This window comes from Burkholderia sp. Bp8963, assembly GCF_003854275.1.
GTDB lineage: Bacteria > Pseudomonadota > Gammaproteobacteria > Burkholderiales > Burkholderiaceae > Burkholderia.
The window spans coordinates 69,592-86,442 of sequence record NZ_QTQP01000016.1 but is presented as its reverse complement, the minus strand read 5'-3'; the positions used below and the strand labels follow the sequence as shown (position 1 = coordinate 86,442).

The following is a 16,851-nucleotide window of genomic DNA, read 5'->3' as shown; positions in this document are numbered from 1 at the left end:
CATGGCACTCGAATCAGCCCAAGCGCCGGACGATTCTCCGCGCGACAAGTCGCGAATTGTCGTAAGCCATGCGCACAACCCGATACACGCGCGGATGCCTGATGAAGAATCGTCGCAGCGGATCGAGCTGGGAACTGCCCCGCAGCACGGCGATGTCGCACTCCAGCTTGCGAATCCAGTTGCGCTGATCGATCAGCATCTTGATCGTGCCCGGCGGGAATACATGGTACTGCTCGTTGTGCTTCGCGAGGATCTTGCTGTAATCGCGGCTCCACTCTTCCTGCGAATGCCCCGAGAACGACGACTCGCCGGTGCGCCACTTCCGGTAGATGCCGGTGATTTCCGGGCTGCTCTCGACGCCGCACAGAAACACGGTCCGCATTTCGAAATCCCAATCCTCCGCCGTGTCGAGCGACTCGTCGAACCGGATGCCCAGGTCCTGAAACGCGACGCGCGGAAATGCGAGGGAGAACGTCGGCGAATAGTTCTGGGACAGATGGTCGTAGAACTCGAACTTCGACGGATACGGCGTCGTGATCGACGAAACCGTCCGGTAGGCCAGCGCACCGTCGGGCCGCTTGCCGGTGGAAACGATGTCCTGTTCCGCGGCGGTCGCGCGCAATACGCGCCCCGATGCATTCTCTTCCAGCTTCCGGAACGTCTCGACCCAATGGGCGAACACCAGTTCGTCGTCGTCGAGAATCGCGATGTATCGACCCTTCGCCGCCATGAACCCGTCGTTGAGCGGTGACGAACGCCCGGCGCGTTCGCACTGGATCACGCGCACCCGCACCCGGATGGATTCCGGCAGATCCTCCACGATCCGCTTGACTGCGAACAGCGGCTCTTCCTCGACCTTGTGCGCCATCACCAGGACTTCGAAATCCTGGCAGGTCTGCGCGGTCAGGCAAAGCAGGACATCGCGAAGGTTGCCCAATCGCTTGCCCTGCGTGCGCGTGACGATCGACAGGAACGGCTGCTGCGCCCGCTGTTCCGCCAGCAACTGGACCGCGTCGTGCCGTGCGCCGGGCAAATAGGCGCGCACGAACTCGTTGACGGTACCGAAGCCATCGGCAGAGCCGCGGATCTGCCACAGGTAGCGCGATACCGGCGTGTGCCCGGTCAGCATCGGATGTGCACGCGGAAACGCCTGATCGCTCGCCTCCATGAAGTAGTCCCGAGCGCCGACTTCGTGCCAGCCGGCGCGCTTGGCCATGCGCGCGAGCAGCTGGTCGGTATGGTGAATCACGTGCGTGTGGTCGAGCAGGCCCGCGACCGTGTAGTCCCAGTGGCCCGTCAGCAGCTTGATGCCGAGATCGCGGTGGCCCGCATTCGGCACGGCGACGACGAGCAGGATCGCGTGACTGTCGGCATACGCGCGCAGACGCTCGAGGAGCGCCGGTCCGTTCGTAATGTGCTCGAGCGTGTCGATGACGGAAATCGACGTCACGCGACGGCCCGCTACCACGGTTTCGATTTGCGCGAACGCGTCGTCCAGACGCTGCAGGTCGACTTGCCCCGTTGCGAACCCGCGCGACTGGATGTTCTGCAGCGCATCGCCATCCGTATCGAAGCCGACATACGTCAGTCCCAGGTCACGGACAGGCTCCGCAATCGCCCCGTAACCGCAGCCGATATCCAGATGCAGGCCATCACGCGCACCGAATTCCGCAATCAGCGCGACCACATTGCTGTACACCGAATTCTCGCGGTAGCCGAATTGATAAGTTGCCGATTTCATGATTTAGAACCGATGTTTCGCGTAATTTCCGTCGATGAACTGCGCCACGCGGTGGTCGGGATCGATCGGCGCCGGCAATTTGCCGGAATTCTTGAGGTCGCGGTATTTCTGCGCGGCTTTCTTTTCGGCGTCGCTGCCGTGAGCGAGCAACTGGCGCTCGATGCGATCCGCCAGCGCGCCGTTCGAATATTTGTGGGCGAGGATCATTGCAGCCTCGGCCGAGTAATACTCTTCCGCGCCGCCGACGATCCACTTGCCTGCGGTCGACAACCGCTTGTCGTGAAAGAGCGCGGCGGACGGCTGGAAGATCACCTTGTAGCCCGCCACCCGAACCCGCCACGAGAAGTCGACGTCGTCGCAATAGAGGAAGAACGATTCCGAATCGAACCCGTTCACCTCTTTTGCCACTGCGGCCGAGACGAGCGCGCAAGCGGTCGCCGCCCAGCTCGTCTCACCGGTCGTCGGATCGTAGTCCTTCGGGTGCTCGATCGGGATCTGTCTCGCTTCGACGATCCCCACGCCCGGCTTGCGCATCGGCCGCACCAGTTCGATGAACATGTTGGGCGCCATCAGTGCGTCCGGATTCAGGATCAGCACCAGATCAGTATTCAGGTCCGCCAGCAAGCGGTTATGACCTGCGGCGGACCCGAGATTGGCGTCGAAAAACGTGTAGTCGATACGACCGATGCCTTGCGGGCGATACTTGATGGCGCGCGCCTCGATCACTTCGGCCGTAAACACCGGATTCGGCGAGCAATCGCCGATCGCGACTTCCACCGATGACAGGACACCCGCACCGATGGCGAGATCCGCCGCGCGCGCAATGCTTTCGAGCGCGCTATCGATGTGTTCCTGGGTGTTGTTGTACAGAATCGACTGAATCCGCAGTGATGCGGGTCCGGTAACTGTCGTATCGTGCAGTGGCACTCGTAACCTCTACGATTGAATTAGTCTTTGCGATCGAGCTCTTGCGCGATCCAGCCCTGCAGCTGGCGAACGCCTGCTTCCAGCGACCATTGAGGCTTCCACGCAAGGTTCGCGAGCGAGACATCGATGTCGCACGCGGCATGGCGCACGTCACCGTCTCGGAACGCGCCGGTCACCGTCGGCGCAGGCGCGCCGTAGTAGTCGGCGACGGTCTGCGCCATTTGCAGGATGCTGGTCGCCGTCCCCGAACCGATATCGAAGAACGAAAGCGTCTCCGGCTCGCGCGCCAGGCCCGCAGCGATCGCATCCGCGACGTCTTCGATGCTCACGAAGTCGCGCGTGACATTGCCGTCTTCGTACAGCGGGATGACCTTCTTTTCACGCGCCAGTCGGGAGAAAAGCGCGACGATGCCCGTATACGAATTGGTGAGCGACTGCCCCGGCCCGTAGACATTCTGCAAGCGCAGAATCGACAGCGGCACCTTCGTCGCGAGCGCCCACGCACGCAGCACCTGCTCCTGCGCGAGCTTGGTCGCACCGTACACGCTCGTCGGCCGCGGCTCCGTGCGATCGGCACGCGACGGCAGCATCGTCATTCCCGGGAAATCCCATTGCGCGCTTTCGAGTTGAGCGCGTCCGCGCTGGCCGGGGTAGACGACCGTGCCGTCCGGCCGCTGCCATGCGCCTTCACCGTAAACGGCGCGGCTGCTCGTCAGCAGGATGTGCTGAACCGTGACGCCATGCTTCATCAGCGCGTCGGTCATCCGCGTCGTGCCCACGACGTTGACGAGCGCATGTCGGCTCGCCTCGGTCAGCGATTGCCCCGTGCCGGTTTCCGCCGCGAGGTGGACGATGACGTCGGGCTGGAAATCACCGAGGAGCGCGTCCCACGCGTCGGCGTCGGTGACGTCCGCCACGACGAGTTCGGCCCGCTCATGGAGTGCACTCGGCCGCACCGCACGCTCGTGGATCTGCGGATGCAGATTGTCCATCACGACATAGCGGCTCGCACGCTGCGCCAGCCGCTGCGAAATCGCACAGCCGATGAATCCCGCACCACCGGTGACGAGAATCTTCTTTCCATCGACCCAGCTTGCCTTTACGTCGCTCATTGCCTTTCCTCTTTCTTCAAATTCAATCCAGCCAAAACGAACTGCCAACCACGTCCTGGTCCCCAATCCTTGAGATCGAGCGCGCGCTTTTCAACCAGATGCCAACTGAACCACGCGCAAATAAACGTGAAAAATACCGACGCGGCCAGAAACACCGCGAACCCGTACCGGTAGACGCCTGCATACGCGAGCAATTGCTGAACCAGGAACCCGAACACGTAGATTCCGTACGAGTAGTCGTTCTTCGCGCCGATGCGGCGCGCCCAGCCAGGCAACCGGCAGGCGAGCCACAGGATCGCGTACACCATTGCCGGATAGCCCAGCAGAAAATAGCCGCCCTTGAACAGGCTGAGCAGATAGACGCCGATCGCGAAAACACCCAGCTTGTCGGTAATCGGGAGCTGCTTCGAATAAGCCGCCGCGCACGACCCCATCAGGAAGATCGCGCCGTATTGAACGACGTGAGGATCGTCGAGCCACGGCACGAGCTTCCCCGGGTACGCGGGGTTGACGGTCTGAAGCGCCAGCAGCATCCATGCCGCGACCGTGATGCCGAGCAGGACCCGCCGATGCCCGGAAAGCAGGCCGAACACCGCGAAAATGCCCACCATCACGTAGCACTGCGCCTCATAGATCAGCGTCCAGATCGATCCGTTGAACACGCTCGCCGACACCGACTTGCCGTAAGGCGTCGTATCGCGCAGCAGGCTGTTGATACCGTACTGGCCGATCCACAGGTTCCAGTTGTTCACCACGTATCCGAGCGGGCCGCCGATCACGGTATTCCAGTACCCATGCAGCGTACCCGCGTCCAGATAATGGATCACGGGTCCCACGCCAAACGCGGTAATCACGAGCACCGTCCAGTACGCCGGGAAAATGCGCACGCATCGGCGCCATGCAAACTGCAGCAGGTCGGCCCGCATGCCGCTCTTGGCGATCAGGAAACCGCTGATCGCAAAGAAGCCCGACACGCAGATCCCGCCCATCGAATCCTGGTCCAGCGTCAGATGCCACATCGGATCGCGCCCGAATCCACCCAGCGGAAACGCGTGGTCCCACAGCACCATCGTCGCGAAGAAGAGGCGGAGCAGACCGAACCCGTTGTCATGACTCGACAGGCGATCGTTCGGCATCTTGACGGTTACGTCCTTCGCAGCGTGCGCGGCGCCCTTGGTGCGGGCCGACGCGGTCAGGTCCAGTCCGCCGGTAACCGTCGCCGGGATATCAGAGCGCATTGCTCGCCCCCGTGTCGTGAACAACGTGCCGCTCCAAAGCGACCTCCTGCATCGGAATGCCGATCAGCCCAGTGCTGACGCTCGTCGAATGGGACTTGAGCATGATCGCGTCATGCACCCACTGGTGGATGACATGTTCGCTCTGCGTGCCGTCCGCAATGGCGACCGTGATCGAATAATCGCCCACCGGCAGAATCGGCATCCGGAATACGAATTTCGCCGTAAAGGTTTCGTCCGCGCCCGTGACAAACGGTTCGTTGTGCGTCGTCACGAACGTATTGTCGCCGAACAGGTTCTGCCCGAGCCGGTCGCGCACGATGAAGCCGACAATCGGACGGGAGAGTGCCTGCGACGCCTTCACCACGACACGAATGCACACGATTTCGCCGCCGACCACCCAGTTGATCCGGGCCCCGTCCTGATCTTCGACGCACGCGTATTCGACCGCCGCGCCGCCGAGGCCGAAATGCCGCGAATCGGGCTTGAATTCGAACACTTCGACGTCGTTTCTCAGCTTCGACGCATTGATGACCTGGGCGCGCTGATCGCGGACGTCGCTTTCCGCGATCGTGCGCACGAAGTTGCTGCGCCCGGCCGGCTTGCTGCCTTGCTTGCCGGACGCGCGATGCTGCTCGTCGTAGAACGCTTCGAGGTACGATTCGCACACTTCCTTCGCAGGCCCGATCTCGCGAACGACGCCCCGATCCAGCCACACGACCCGGCTGCACAGATTGACGACCGCATTCGTATCGTGGCTCACGAACAGGACTGTCCCCCGCTCCATGAACTCGCGAAGGAAGCGCATGCACTTCTGGGTGAAGAACGCATCGCCCACCGCCAGCGCCTCGTCGATTACCAGCACGTCTGCGTCGACGTGGGCGATGACGGCGAACGCAAGCCGCACGTACATGCCGCTCGAGTAGGTCTTCACCGGCTGATCGACGAAGTCGCCGATGTCCGCGAACGCGAAGATCTTGTCGAGGCGCTCTTCGATCTGCGCGCGCGACAACCCGAGCAACGCCGCGTTCATGAACACGTTTTCGCGCCCGGTGAATTCCGGATTGAACCCGGCGCCGAGCTCCAGCAGCGCTGCCATGCGCCCCTTGAGCGCCACCTGCCCGCTCGACGGCGTCAGGGTGCCGCAAATGATCTGCAGCAGCGTCGATTTCCCCGAGCCATTGCGTCCGATGATGCCGATCGTCTCACCCTTGCGCACCTGAAACGACACGTGCTGCAACGCGTGGAATTCCGCGGCATCGCTGCCCGCCAGCAGACGCTGCGGGACCAGCTTCCCGAAGCGCGCCATGCGATGACGCATGGCGGCCTTGAGCCGGTCAGCCGGCTTCCCGAAAACACGAAAGTGCTTGCTGACGTCGTCGACATTGATCACGAGCGAATCAGAGGACATCCGCAAACCCCTTCCGCATCATCTGAAAATACTTGTAGCCCAGGGATGCGACGGCAATACCGCCCAGAAGCGCGAGGCCAAGCGCACCGAAATCCGGCAAATGTCCCTCCAGGAGGATCGCCCGCGCCTGTTCGATGAACAGCGTCAGCGGATTGAGCTCCAGCCAGATCCGATATTTCTCGGGCAGCGATGAAGCGGGGTAGAACACGGGAGAAAGAAACATCAGCACCGTCATCAGAAGACCGGTGATCTGCCCGACGTCGCGGACGAACACCCCGGTAGCCGACAGGAACCACGCGACGCCGAGCGACATCAGCATCAGCGGCAGCAAGATGACCGGCAGGAACAGCACCGTCGCGAAGATGAAATGCTTGAACAGCAAAAAGCCCAGCAGCAGCACGACCATGCTGACGAGCGCATGAAAGCACGCGGACAGCAACGCGACGACGGGGAGTATTTCCAGCGGAAACACGATTTTCTTCACGTAGCTCGGATTGTTCAGTATCAGGGTCGGCGCCCGGTTCGCGCACTCGGCAAACAAGCCGTGAATCGTCATCCCCACGAACAGCATCATCGCGAACTGCGCGCGGCCCTGATCCTCCGCACCGCCACCCCAGCGCGACTTGAACACGAACGAGAACACGAACGAATACACCGCAAGCATCAGCAGCGGGTTGAAGAACGACCACGCAAGGCCGAACATCGAGCCTTTGTATCGCCCGACCACTTCCCGCTTCGTCATCTGCCAGATGAGCGACGCATTTCCCACAAACGTATGTAACAGCGCCTGGGGTGTAGAGATGAAGGCACGAATTATTGACATTGCCTGATACAGAATTACCGCGCTTGACTTATTGGGAAAGCAGATCTTTGACGCACAGATCGACGGCCGTGCGCCAGTCGGGGAGTTCGACGCCAAAACGCGCGTTGAGCGCGGCGTTCGACAGCACCGAGTTCACCGGGCGTTTCGCGGGAAGCGGATAGGCGCTCGTCGGGATCGGTGCAATCTGCTCCACTGCCAGCGGCGCGGCGTCCGGCGCCGCACGCCATGACGCAACGACAGCCTCGGCAAACCCGTGCCAGGAAGTCTGGCCTGCCGACGTCATGTGATAGAGGCCGGATTCGAAGGCCCCGGCCTTGCGTTCGCGCATCGCGGCGGCCAGCGCCTGCGCGGTGCCGTCGGCGATCGAGCGCGCCCACGTGGGTGCGCCGTATTGGTCGGCCACCACCTTCATCTCCTTGCGCTCTTTCGCAAGCCGAAGCATCGTGCGCAGGAAATTCTTGCCGCGCGCAGCGAACACCCACGTCGTGCGGAACATGAGCCAGTCACCGCCCGCCTGCGCGACCGCCAGTTCGCCACCGAGCTTGGTCGCGCCATAAGCGTTCACCGGGCAGGTCGGATCCGATTCGACATACGGAGCGGTCTTGGTCCCGTCGAACACGTAGTCGGTCGAATAGTGAACGAACAGCCCGCCCGCGCGCCGAGTCGCCTCAGCCAGCACGCCGACGGCTTCCGCGTTGACCGTATTCGCCGTGGCGGCATCCGTTTCCGCCGCATCGACGGCGGTGTATGCCGCGGCGTTGACGACGGCGTCCGGCCTGATTTCGTCGATGACGCGCGCGAGCGTATCCGGGCGCGTCAGATCCGCCCCTTCGCGCGTCAGCGCAATGACGTTCCCCAGCACCGACAGGCTTCGGGTCAATTCCCAACCGACCTGCCCGTTCGCCCCCGTCACGATGATCTTCATGCGTAGACCTCGGCTTCGCTCAGTCGCTTGCCGGCCGCGTCCTTCGCGGCAAGCAGCGGCTCGAAATCGATCGGCCAGTCGATGCCGATTTCCGCGTCGTTCCACACGATGCTGCGCTCGAATTCCGGAAACCAGTAGTCGGTCGTCTTGTACAGGAACTGCGCGGCCTCCGACAGCACGACGAAGCCATGCGCGAAGCCCGGCGGCACCCACAGCTGCCGGTGATTGTCGTTCGACAGCACGACGCCGACCCACTTGCCGAAGTTCGGCGAGCGCTTGCGAACGTCGACGGCGACGTCGAACACTTCACCCTCGACGACCCGCACCAGCTTGCCCTGCGCGTGCTGGATCTGATAATGCAGCCCGCGCAGCACGCCTTTCGACGAGCGCGAATGGTTGTCCTGCACGAACTCGACGCCGGGCTCGACCTGCTCGGCGAATTCACGCGCATTGAAGCTCTCATAGAAGAATCCGCGTGCGTCGCCGAACACCTTCGGCTCGATGATCTTGACTTCAGGCAATGCGGTTGCCGTTACTTGGATGGCCATGCGACTTGATCCGTGAGAATGTTCATGAGGTATTGTCCGTACGCGTTTTTCGCGAGCGGTTGCGCAAGCTTCAGCACTTGCTCCGCATCGATCCAGTGCCGGCGATAGGCGATTTCCTCCGGACACGCCACGACGAGCCCCTGCCGCTTCTGCAGCGTTGCGATGAAGCTCGCCGCCTCGATCAGCGAATCGTGCGTACCGGTATCGAGCCATGCATAGCCGCGCCCCATGATCTCGACATTGAGCGCGCCGTCCGCGAGATACCGCGAGTTGACGTCGGTGATTTCCAGCTCGCCGCGCGGCGACGGCTTGATGTCGGCCGCGATGTCGCACACGCGGTTGTCGTAGAAGTACAGGCCCGTGACCGCATAGTTCGAACGCGGCTTCGCGGGCTTCTCTTCGATCGACAGCGCACGGAACGACTGGTCGAACTCGACGACGCCGTAACGCTCCGGGTCGTGCACATGGTAGGCAAACACGGTCGCGCCGGCTTCCTGCGCATGCGCGCGCTCGAGCTGCTTCGCCAGATCGTGCCCGTAGAAGATGTTGTCGCCGAGGATCAGCGCGGACGGATCGTTGCCGACGAAGTCCTTGCCGATGATGAACGCCTGCGCGAGCCCGTCGGGCGACGGCTGCACCGCGTATTGAATGTTCATCCCCCACTGGCTGCCGTCGCCGAGCATCGTCTCGAAACGCGGCGTGTCCTGCGGCGTCGAGATGATCAGCACGTCGCGAATACCCGCGACCATCAGCGTCGACAGCGGATAGTAGATCATCGGCTTGTCGTACACGGGCAGCAGCTGCTTCGAGACGACGTGCGTGATCGGATAGAGGCGCGTGCCCGAACCGCCGGCCAGAATGATGCCTTTACGTGCCATCGCTTGAGTCCTCAAGTGCGTTCCGCGTAGTTCGTCTCGACCCACTTGCGGTATTCGCCGGACGCCACCTCGTCGACCCACGGCTGGTTGTCGAGATACCAGTCAACCGTCTTCGCAAGCCCCGTCTCGAAGGTTTCCGCAGGCTTCCAGCCGAGCTCGCGCTCGAGCTTGCGCGCATCGATCGCGTAGCGGCGGTCGTGGCCCGGACGATCCTTCACGTACGTGATCTGGTCGCGGTACGAACCCGCCGCCTTCGGCCGAGCGCGGTCGAGCAGGTCGCACAGCGTATGCACGACGTCGAGGTTCTTCTTTTCGTTCCAGCCGCCGATGTTGTACGTCTCGCCCGGCACGCCGCGTGCGAGCACTTCGCGGATCGCGCTGCAGTGATCGCCGACGTAGAGCCAGTCGCGTACATTCTGGCCGTCGCCGTACACCGGCAGCGGCTTGCCGCCCAGCGCGTTCGCGATTATCAGCGGAATCAGCTTCTCGGGGAACTGGTACGGGCCATAGTTGTTCGAACAGTTCGTCGTCAGCGTCGGCAGGCCATATGTGTGATGATAGGCACGCACCAGATGATCGGAGCCGGCCTTCGTCGCGGAATACGGGCTGTTCGGCGCGTAAGGCGTGGTTTCGGAGAACTGTGGATCTGTGGCGGACAGCGAGCCGAACACTTCATCGGTCGACACGTGCAGGAAGCGGAACGCAGCCTTGTCGGCGTCGTTCAGGCCGTTCCAGTAGTTGCGCGCAGCTTCGAGCAGCGTGAACGTGCCGACGACGTTGGTCTGCACGAAATCAGCCGGGCCGTGGATCGAGCGATCGACGTGACTTTCGGCCGCGAAGTGCAGCACCGCACGCGGCTTGTGCTCGGCGAACAGAGCATCGAGCGCGGTGCGATCACAGATGTCGACGCGCTTGAACACATGCTTCGGATTCCCTTCCAGCGACTGCAGCGTACGGAGGTTGCCTGCGTAGGTCAGCTTGTCGACGTTGAGTACCGCCTCGTCGGATTGACCCAGCCAGTCGAGTACAAAATTGGCACCGATAAAACCTGCACCGCCGGTCACCAGAATCATGAAGCTCCCTCTAGTAAAGTGCGGCAAGCACCAGATGGTGCTTGCCGCATCGAATGTCCACGTGGCGGTCGAGCCACGACAGGCCCGGCATTCTAACCGGTCACCATGACTACCAAAGTCATGAAATGCTAATTTTGGGGGGGAAATGTCAATTATAGGAAGCTGCCAAGTGCAAAAGCCATGCCGCTAACAACTTGAAACAGCGCTCCGAACCCGCCCAGCCGAGAAAAATACGCATCAAATCAATGCATTAGACCAAATTGGCCGCAGCACCCGCTCAGTTGTACCGATCGCCCCACCCCATCAGGATTTGTCACAACCCGACCCTCATGACCCATCCCCCCATCGCCATCGGCGACATCCAAGGCTGTCATTCCGCCTTCAAGTCCCTCACCGAAAAGCTTGCATTGCCGGCCGACGCGCCACTCTGGATCGCCGGCGACGTCGTCAACCGCGGCCCCGCGTCGCTCGCGTCGTTGCGCGCGCTCGTCGAACTCGGCCCGCGCGCGACCGTCGTGCTCGGCAATCACGATCTCCACCTGCTCGCCGTCGCAGCCGGCATCCGCACCGAGCGCCCCGGCGACACGATCGGCGAAATCCTCGACGCGCCGGACGCCGACGCGCTGCTCGAGTGGGTGCGCCACCGTCCGTTCGCCCATTTCGAGCACGGGATGCTGCTCGTCCACGCGGGCGTGCTGCCGCAATGGGACGCGACGCTCGCGCTGGAACTCGCCGACGAACTGCAGCGCGCGCTGCGCGCGCCCGACTGGCGCGACACGCTGTCGCACCTGTACGGCAACGAGCCGAACCAGTGGCATCCGAACCTGAAAAAGCGCGACCGGATGCGGGTCGCGTTCAACGCGTTCACGCGCATCCGCTTCTGCACGCCCGACGGCGCGATGGAGTTCCGCACGAACGGCGGCCCCGACAGCGCGCCGCCCGGCTACCTGCCGTGGTTCGACGTGCCCGGGCGCCGCACGTCGGACGTGACGGTCGTGTTCGGGCACTGGGCCGCGCTCGGCCTGATGCTGCGCGACGATGTCGTCGCGCTCGATTCGGGATGTGTGTGGGGAAATCAGTTGTCGGCGGTGTGCCTGACGGCCGATCCGGCCAGACGCACGGTCACGCAGGTGCAGTGCGAAGCATGCCGCACGCCCGGTGAATGAGCGCGCGGCCATAACAACCATGACGACCATGACGGAGCCGGCCCCGGCCCCGCGCGAGTTGCGTCAACCTTCGCGGCCCGGCACCGGATGGTCGGCCGCGCCGTCCTCCGGCACGCCGACTTCCGTCGCCGGATAGGCATCCTTCGCGAGCTGGGCGAGCGCGTCGGCCGTCGGCCGGCCGACGCTCGCCTGCAGCGACACGAGCGCCGCCGCGATCGACTCGCGCGCGGCCGCCGACGTCGCGCGCCGGTCGCCGCCCGGCTGGATCGGATCGCACACATACAGGTGCGCGACGAACGGCCCGCCGCGCAGCACCATGTCGAGCGACTTGCCGAGCGACAGTTCGCCGATGTACGCGGGCGACACCGACTGGCGGCCCTGCGCATCCTCGTACATCAGGCAGACCGGCTGCACCGCGCAACCGGCGGATACCGCGGCCTGGAACAGGTTCGCGTGGAATGGCAGCAGGTCCTGGCCGTCGGACGTCGTGCCTTCCGGAAACACGCACATCAGCCCGCCGTTGCGCAGGCGGTCGGCCATCTCGTGCATGATCCGCATCGCCTCAGTGCGCTTCTCGCGCTGCAGGAACACGGTGTCGAGCCGCTCCGCGAGCCAGCCGACGATCGGCCACTGGCGCACTTCCGCCTTCGACACGAACGGCGTCGGCCGCCACGCGTTGATCGTGTAGATGTCGAGCCACGACACGTGGTTGCCGACGACGAGCGCGCTCGCGTCGAGCCGCGCGCCGTCGTTGTGCACGACGAGGCGCATCCCGCAGATCCGCAGCAGCTTGAGCGACCAGCGTCGCGTCATCTCGACGCGGCGGTCCGGCAACACGTGCCGGAAGCGCAGCGCGACGATCGCCATCCCGCGCAGCAGGTGAAAGACAAGGCGCAGCTTGCGAAGGGCTGTCATGGCGCGGATCCGGCGGCGTCAGTTGCGCTCGAACGCGACCTGCCCGGCGACGAGCGTCGCGCGCACAGCGGCCGGCAGTTCGTAGCCGAGAAACGGCGAGTTGTGGCCCTGGCTCTTCAGTGCACGCGGCTCGACGCGCCAGTGCGCGCGCGGGTCGAACACGCACAGGTCGGCTGCGCCGCCTTCCGTCACGCGCCCGGCCGGCAGCTTCAGCACGTCCGCAGGCGCAGACGTGATGAGCTTCAGCGCGCGCGCGAGCGGCGTACGCGTCTCGTCGGCCCACTTCATCGTCAGCGACAGCAGCAGCTCGAGACCGGTCGCGCCGGGCGTCGCCTCGCCGAACGGCAGCAGCTTCTCGTCGTCGTCGACGGGCGTATGGTCGGAGCAGATCGCGTCGATCGTGCCGTCGGCGAGCGCCGCGCGGATCGCCTCGCGGTCGCGTTCACTGCGCAGCGGCGGATCGAGACGGAACTGCGAATCGAAATAGCCGATGTCGACGTCGATCAGGTGCAGATGGTTCGCGCTGACGTCGCAGGTCACGGGCAGCCCTTCGGCCTTCGCCGCGCGCACGAGCGCGAGGCCGGCCGCCGACGACAGCCGCGCGAGGTGCACGCGCGCGCCCGTCACCCGCATCAGTTCGAAAATCGTATGCAGTGCGATCGTCTCGGCCGCAACCGGCACGCCGGACAGCCCGAGCCGCGACGCGACCGGGCCGCTCGCGGCGACGCCGCCGCGGCCGATGAACGCGTCGAGCGGGCGCAGCCATGTGGTGAAACCGTAGGTGCTCGCGTACTGCAACGCGCGCAGCAGCACCTGCGTGTCGCGCACCGGCACGTTCGCGTGCGTGAAGCCGACGCAGCCCGATTCGGTCAGCGCAACCATCTCGGTGATGACTTCGCCCTTCAGGCCGACCGTCAGCGCGCCGAGCGGATACACGTTCGCCTGGTGCAGGTTGCTCGCGCGGAACTTCAGCATCTCGACGAGGCCCGGCTCGTCGAGCACGGGGTCGGTGTCCGGCGGACACACGAGGCTCGTCACGCCGCCAGCAACGGCCGCGGCCATCTCCGATGCGAGCGTCGCCTTGTGCTCGTAGCCGGGCTCGCGCAGCCGCGCGCACAGGTCGACGAAACCCGGCGCGACGATCATGCCCGCTGCGTCGATCGTCTTCCCGGCGGTGAAATCGGCCGGCGCGGTGCCGGCCTCAGCGACCGCGGCGATCTTGCCGGCCGCGACGAATACGTCGGCCTGCCGTTCGGTGCCGGCGACCGGGTCGACCAGCGTGCCGCCTTTGATATGAATCTTCATGCGCTGTCTGTGAATGCGTTGATTGCGTGAAAGGGAGGCGTGGCGCGCGGGGCTCAGTCGTTGTTGCCCGCAACGATGCCCATCACCGCCATCCGCACGGCGATGCCGAACGTGACCTGGTTGAGGATCACCGATTGCGGGCCGTCCGCGACCTGCGAATCGATCTCGACGCCGCGATTCATCGGGCCCGGGTGCATCACGATCGCATCGGGCGCGGCGAGCGCGAGGCGCTCGGGCGTCAGGCCCCAGGTCTTGAAATACTCCTGCGCGGACGGCAGCAGCGCGCCGCTCATCCGCTCGTTCTGCAGGCGCAGCATGATGATCACGTCGACGTCCTTCAGCCCCTCGTCGAGGTTGTGGAACACCTTCACGCCCATCTGCTCGAGGCCGCCCGGCAGCAGCGTGCGCGGGCCGATCGCGCGCACTTCCGGCACGCCGAGCGTGGTGAGCGCATGGATGTCCGAGCGCGCGACGCGCGAGTGCAGGATGTCGCCGACGATCGCCACGCGCAGCTTCGTGAAGTCGCGCTTGTAGTGGCGGATCGTGTACATGTCGAGCAGGCCCTGCGTCGGGTGCGCATGGCGGCCGTCGCCCGCGTTGATCACGTGCACGTGCGGCGCGCAATGCTCGGCGATCAGGTACGGCGCGCCGCTCGACGCGTGGCGCACGACGAACAGGTCGGCATGCATCGCCGACAGGTTGTTGATCGTGTCGAGCAGCGACTCGCCCTTGCTCGTCGACGACGCGTTGATGTTCAGGTTCAGCACGTCGGCCGACAGGCGCGTCGCGGCGATCTCGAAGGTCGTGCGGGTGCGCGTCGAGTTCTCGAAGAACAGGTTGAAGACGGACTTGCCGCGCAGCAGCGGCACCTTCTTCACTTCGCGGTCCGTCACGCTGACGAACTGCTCGGCGGTATCGAGGATGTGCGTGACGATCGAGCGCGGCAGGCCCTCGATCGACAGCAGGTGCTTCAGCTCGCCGTTTTTCGTGAGCTGCGGGTTGCCCTTCAGGAAACCGTAGCGGAATCGTTCGGGGCTCGCGGCCGCAGCGGGATTGCCGGTGCGGCCAGTCGTGTCGGTGGTCATGATGTGCGTGATTCCAACGTATGCAAACGGGCCGCGCTGCAAAGCGGCGGCCCGGGATCCTGGTTCGTCGCGCTCAGGCGCCGCGTGCCTCGACGCGCAGCGTGAACTGCGCCGCGTCGTCGCGCGCGAGCACGAGGGTCGCGTCGGCCGGCACGTCGAGCGTGCCGCCGGCGAACCGTGCGGCGACCGGCAGCTCGCGGCCGCCGCGATCGGCCAGCACCGCCAGCTCGACCGCGGCCGGACGGCCGTAATCGAACAACTCGTTGAGCGCCGCGCGCACGGTGCGCCCCGTGTACAGCACGTCGTCGACGAGCACGATGCGCGCGCCGTCGACGTCGAACGGCAGCGACGTCGGGCTCGCCTGGCTGTGCAGCCCCTTCTTCGCGTAGTCGTCGCGGTGCAGCGCGACGTTCACGACGCCGAAGCCGGGCGCGCCGAGATCGCGCGCGAGCCGCTCGGCGAGCCATGCGCCGCCGCTGTGAATGCCCGCGAGCCGCGGGCCACCCGCGTCGGCAAAGGTCGCGCCATACGCGTCGCGGATCTGGTCGAGCAGGACGCGGTATAGCGCCTCGGCATCAATGGTGCTCATGGTCGGACAATTGATCGAGATACTGTTGAAGGATGACGCGTGCGGCTTCGGCATCGAGGATCTCGGCACGCGCGCGGCCGCGGACGTCGCGGGCGCGCAGTTCCGCCTCGGCCTCGACCGACGAATAGCGCTCGTCGACCCAGGTCACCGGCAGGCCGAAGCGGCCGTTCAGCTGGTTGCCGAAACGCTTCGCCTGCTGCGTCATGTCGTGCGGCGTGCCGTCCGGATGCATCGGCAGGCCGACGACGAGCGCGTCGGGCCGCCATTCGGCGAGCAGTTCGCCGACCGCCTTGAAGCGGTGTTCACGGTTCAGGTTGGGAATCACGACGAGCGCGCGGGCCGAGCGCGTCAGCGCATTGCCGATCGCGACGCCGATGCGTTTCTCGCCATAGTCGAACGCCAGGAGCGTCGCGTCGCGCGCGCTCGTGCCGCTCATGCGTGCCCTGCTTCGCCGGACAGCATCGACGAGCTGACGCCGAGCAGGCCGAGCGCCGCTTCGAAGCGCTCCTCGGCCGGGGTGTCGAACACGATCCGCGGATCGGCGGCGACGGTCAGCCAGCCGTTGCGGGAGATTTCTTCCTCGAGCTGCCCGGCGCCCCAGCCCGCATGGCCGAGCGTCAGCAGGAAGCGCTTCGGGCCGGTGCCCGTCGCAACCGCCTCGAGCACGTCCTTCGACGTCGTCATCTCGAGCCCGCCCTCGACGGACATCGACGAGTTGTAGTTCGCGCCCTCCACCGGCTCGTGCAGCACGAAGCCGCGTTCGGTCTGCACCGGGCCGCCGAAATACACGGGGATGTGCAGCAGCGGCTCGATCTCGAGCTTCAGGTCGATGCGGTTGAACAGCGATTCGAGGTCGATGTCGGTCGGACGATTGATGACGAGGCCGAGCGCACCGCGCTCGCTGTGATCGCAAAGGTAGACCACCGTTCCCGAGAACGTCGGATCGGCCATGTTCGGCATGGCGATCAGGAACTGGTTGGTAAGGTTGATGCGATCGGAAGGCTTAGACATGGTTTGAATTTTAGCAAAGACGCCGCGGACTGATCGAGGCCGCGATCAACTAGCAACACCGCACCGCGCTGGCATCGTCGCGGACGGATCACATGGCACTCTAACAC

At 64.6% G+C, this 16,851-nt stretch carries 17 protein-coding genes; 1 reads left to right on the top strand and 16 read right to left on the bottom strand.

The features are described 5' to 3' along the window. Positions 1-13: 13 nt before the first annotated feature. The 10 genes from DID96_RS15920 to rfbB form a co-directional block, all read right to left on the bottom strand. On the bottom strand, positions 14-1,741 hold the full coding sequence (locus tag DID96_RS15920; protein ID WP_124600250.1) for a methyltransferase domain-containing protein: 1,728 nt from the start codon (positions 1,739-1,741) through the stop codon (positions 14-16). A 3-nt stretch (positions 1,742-1,744) separates the two neighbouring features. Further along, positions 1,745-2,629 (bottom strand): glycosyltransferase family 2 protein, encoded by an 885-nt coding sequence (locus tag DID96_RS15915; protein WP_185732273.1) that lies wholly within the window; start codon positions 2,627-2,629, stop codon positions 1,745-1,747. A gap of 59 nt (positions 2,630-2,688) precedes the next feature. Further along, entirely contained in the window at positions 2,689-3,780 is a 1,092-nt protein-coding gene (gene wbiB, locus DID96_RS15910; RefSeq protein ID WP_124600248.1) for a dTDP-L-rhamnose 4-epimerase, read from the bottom strand. Continuing rightward, a complete protein-coding gene (locus DID96_RS15905; RefSeq protein WP_260463915.1) occupies positions 3,777-4,916 on the bottom strand; it encodes an acyltransferase in 1,140 nt (379 codons plus the stop codon). Before DID96_RS15905 ends, wbiB begins: the two co-directional genes overlap by 4 nt. A 91-nt stretch (positions 4,917-5,007) precedes the next feature. Further along, a complete protein-coding gene (locus DID96_RS15900; protein WP_124600246.1) occupies positions 5,008-6,426 on the bottom strand; it encodes an ABC transporter ATP-binding protein in 1,419 nt (472 codons plus the stop codon). After that, positions 6,416-7,249, bottom strand: coding sequence for an ABC transporter permease (locus DID96_RS15895; protein WP_124600301.1), 834 nt, complete (start codon positions 7,247-7,249; stop codon positions 6,416-6,418). The genes DID96_RS15900 and DID96_RS15895 overlap by 11 nt, the downstream gene beginning before the upstream one ends. 28 nt (positions 7,250-7,277) lie before the next feature. Beyond that, positions 7,278-8,174 (bottom strand): dTDP-4-dehydrorhamnose reductase, encoded by an 897-nt coding sequence (gene rfbD, locus DID96_RS15890; protein ID WP_124600245.1) that lies wholly within the window; start codon positions 8,172-8,174, stop codon positions 7,278-7,280. Beyond that, entirely contained in the window at positions 8,171-8,722 is a 552-nt protein-coding gene (rfbC, locus tag DID96_RS15885) for a dTDP-4-dehydrorhamnose 3,5-epimerase (RefSeq protein WP_124600244.1), read from the bottom strand. The genes rfbD and rfbC overlap by 4 nt, the downstream gene beginning before the upstream one ends. Further along, a complete protein-coding gene (rfbA, locus tag DID96_RS15880; RefSeq protein WP_124600243.1) occupies positions 8,707-9,600 on the bottom strand; it encodes a glucose-1-phosphate thymidylyltransferase RfbA in 894 nt (297 codons plus the stop codon). Before rfbA ends, rfbC begins: the two co-directional genes overlap by 16 nt. A gap of 11 nt (positions 9,601-9,611) precedes the next feature. After that, positions 9,612-10,673, bottom strand: coding sequence for a dTDP-glucose 4,6-dehydratase (gene rfbB / locus DID96_RS15875; protein ID WP_124600242.1), 1,062 nt, complete (start codon positions 10,671-10,673; stop codon positions 9,612-9,614). Positions 10,674-11,002: 329 nt separating this feature from the next. On the opposite strand from rfbB, the gene DID96_RS15870 reads away from it, so the two are divergent. Then, complete coding sequence (locus DID96_RS15870) at positions 11,003-11,839, top strand: symmetrical bis(5'-nucleosyl)-tetraphosphatase (RefSeq protein WP_124600241.1); 837 nt, start codon at positions 11,003-11,005, stop codon at positions 11,837-11,839. Between the two features lie 63 nt (positions 11,840-11,902). On the opposite strand, the gene DID96_RS15865 is transcribed toward DID96_RS15870, so the two are convergent. The 6 genes from DID96_RS15865 to DID96_RS15840 form a co-directional block, all read right to left on the bottom strand. Next, positions 11,903-12,754, bottom strand: a complete 852-nt coding sequence (locus DID96_RS15865) for a 1-acyl-sn-glycerol-3-phosphate acyltransferase (RefSeq protein ID WP_124600240.1) — start codon at positions 12,752-12,754, stop codon at positions 11,903-11,905. A gap of 18 nt (positions 12,755-12,772) precedes the next feature. Then, on the bottom strand, positions 12,773-14,059 hold the full coding sequence (locus tag DID96_RS15860; protein ID WP_124600239.1) for a dihydroorotase: 1,287 nt from the start codon (positions 14,057-14,059) through the stop codon (positions 12,773-12,775). A gap of 53 nt (positions 14,060-14,112) precedes the next feature. Beyond that, complete coding sequence (locus tag DID96_RS15855; protein ID WP_059654764.1) at positions 14,113-15,144, bottom strand: aspartate carbamoyltransferase catalytic subunit; 1,032 nt, start codon at positions 15,142-15,144, stop codon at positions 14,113-14,115. 73 nt (positions 15,145-15,217) lie between these two features. Continuing rightward, positions 15,218-15,733, bottom strand: a complete 516-nt coding sequence (gene pyrR / locus DID96_RS15850) for a bifunctional pyr operon transcriptional regulator/uracil phosphoribosyltransferase PyrR (protein WP_124600238.1) — start codon at positions 15,731-15,733, stop codon at positions 15,218-15,220. Further along, positions 15,720-16,169, bottom strand: coding sequence for a Holliday junction resolvase RuvX (gene ruvX, locus DID96_RS15845; RefSeq protein ID WP_124600237.1), 450 nt, complete (start codon positions 16,167-16,169; stop codon positions 15,720-15,722). The genes pyrR and ruvX overlap by 14 nt, the downstream gene beginning before the upstream one ends. Next, positions 16,166-16,744: a YqgE/AlgH family protein gene (locus tag DID96_RS15840; RefSeq protein WP_010091563.1), complete on the bottom strand. Its 579-nt coding sequence runs from the start codon at positions 16,742-16,744 to the stop codon at positions 16,166-16,168. The genes ruvX and DID96_RS15840 overlap by 4 nt, the downstream gene beginning before the upstream one ends. Between the last annotated feature and the right edge of the window lie 107 nt (positions 16,745-16,851).

Bases quoted from the DNA above. Each gene is read 5' to 3' on its own strand.
- DID96_RS15920 (WP_124600250.1), bottom strand. From the start codon at position 1,741: ATGAAATCGGCAACTTATCAATTCGGCTACCGCGAGAATTCGGTGTAC.
- wbiB (WP_124600248.1), bottom strand. From the start codon at position 3,780: ATGAGCGACGTAAAGGCAAGCTGGGTCGATGGAAAGAAGATTCTCGTC.
- DID96_RS15905 (WP_260463915.1), bottom strand. From the start codon at position 4,916: ATGCCGAACGATCGCCTGTCGAGTCATGACAACGGGTTCGGTCTGCTC.
- DID96_RS15900 (WP_124600246.1), bottom strand. From the start codon at position 6,426: ATGTCCTCTGATTCGCTCGTGATCAATGTCGACGACGTCAGCAAGCAC.
- DID96_RS15895 (WP_124600301.1), bottom strand. From the start codon at position 7,249: ATGTCAATAATTCGTGCCTTCATCTCTACACCCCAGGCGCTGTTACAT.
- rfbD (WP_124600245.1), bottom strand. From the start codon at position 8,174: ATGAAGATCATCGTGACGGGGGCGAACGGGCAGGTCGGTTGGGAATTG.
- rfbC (WP_124600244.1), bottom strand. From the start codon at position 8,722: ATGGCCATCCAAGTAACGGCAACCGCATTGCCTGAAGTCAAGATCATC.
- rfbA (WP_124600243.1), bottom strand. From the start codon at position 9,600: ATGGCACGTAAAGGCATCATTCTGGCCGGCGGTTCGGGCACGCGCCTC.
- rfbB (WP_124600242.1), bottom strand. From the start codon at position 10,673: ATGATTCTGGTGACCGGCGGTGCAGGTTTTATCGGTGCCAATTTTGTA.
- DID96_RS15870 (WP_124600241.1), top strand. From the start codon at position 11,003: ATGACCCATCCCCCCATCGCCATCGGCGACATCCAAGGCTGTCATTCC.
- DID96_RS15865 (WP_124600240.1), bottom strand. From the start codon at position 12,754: ATGACAGCCCTTCGCAAGCTGCGCCTTGTCTTTCACCTGCTGCGCGGG.
- DID96_RS15860 (WP_124600239.1), bottom strand. From the start codon at position 14,059: ATGAAGATTCATATCAAAGGCGGCACGCTGGTCGACCCGGTCGCCGGC.
- DID96_RS15855 (WP_059654764.1), bottom strand. From the start codon at position 15,144: ATGACCACCGACACGACTGGCCGCACCGGCAATCCCGCTGCGGCCGCG.
- pyrR (WP_124600238.1), bottom strand. From the start codon at position 15,733: ATGAGCACCATTGATGCCGAGGCGCTATACCGCGTCCTGCTCGACCAG.
- ruvX (WP_124600237.1), bottom strand. From the start codon at position 16,169: ATGAGCGGCACGAGCGCGCGCGACGCGACGCTCCTGGCGTTCGACTAT.
- DID96_RS15840 (WP_010091563.1), bottom strand. From the start codon at position 16,744: ATGTCTAAGCCTTCCGATCGCATCAACCTTACCAACCAGTTCCTGATC.